The sequence below is a fragment of the Grimontia marina genome, assembly GCF_900060185.1.
GTDB classification, from domain to species: Bacteria; Pseudomonadota; Gammaproteobacteria; order Enterobacterales; family Vibrionaceae; genus Enterovibrio; species Enterovibrio marinus.
This window is the reverse complement of sequence record NZ_FIZY01000212.1, coordinates 1-759: the sequence shown is the minus strand read 5'-3', so window position 1 is coordinate 759 and position 759 is coordinate 1. Positions and strand designations below refer to the sequence as shown.

1 protein-coding gene is annotated in these 759 nt (G+C 44.3%); it reads right to left on the bottom strand.

Annotated elements, in window-relative coordinates; translation table 11 throughout:
* On the bottom strand, window positions 1–740 hold a 740-nt coding region (locus tag GMA8713_RS26045), incomplete at its 3' end, for a class I SAM-dependent methyltransferase (RefSeq protein WP_062715566.1).
* Between the last annotated feature and the right edge of the window lie 19 nt (window positions 741–759).

The following is a 759-nucleotide window of genomic DNA, read 5'->3' as shown; positions in this document are numbered from 1 at the left end:
CGGCGTAAGATACGTTGATAATCTTTAGTTAGCGCAAAGCTGCCTTTTTGAAACGAAGGGGGATCAATAATAATCAGATCATATGGCCCTGATTTTTTGATTTTTCCCCAAGACTTGAAAATATCATGTCCAAGAAACTTCACTGAATTGAGATTGTGGCCATTTAATTGATGGTTTTCACGACCCTTAGCCAGTGATGCTTTGGCCATATCGACATTCACAACTTGGTCAGCACCACCAGCAATAGCCGCTACTGAAAAACCGCAACTATAGGCAAATAGATTCAGTACATTTTTATGTTTAGCGTTAGATGAAACCCACTCACGGCCGTAACGCATATCCAAAAACAGCCCGAAATTCTGGTTACGCCCAATGCTCAATTGGTACTTTAAGCCATTTTCGACCACCACAGGGAAAGGCTCTAATTCTCCCCATACTGTTTCTGAAGGCGCGCCATCGGCATATCGATGCTGAAGTAAGACACAACGACCTTGCTTTTCTAGCCATAACGGACGGGCTGTTAGGTGCGACAAACCCGCTTTTAACTCCGCGAGAAAATCTTCTTCGACATTTTTAAATAAGTTGACGACTAACTGCCCTTGCAACCAGTCACAGGTGAGCTGTTCTAGACCTGGCCATTGACGACCTCGGCCATGAAATAAGCGGCGAATTTCACCGGTATTACAAGAGAGCTGCTGCTCAATATGGGTAAAAAAGTGAGGAAGCGCTGCACGTTGCATTGTTTGTTCTGCCATTTGT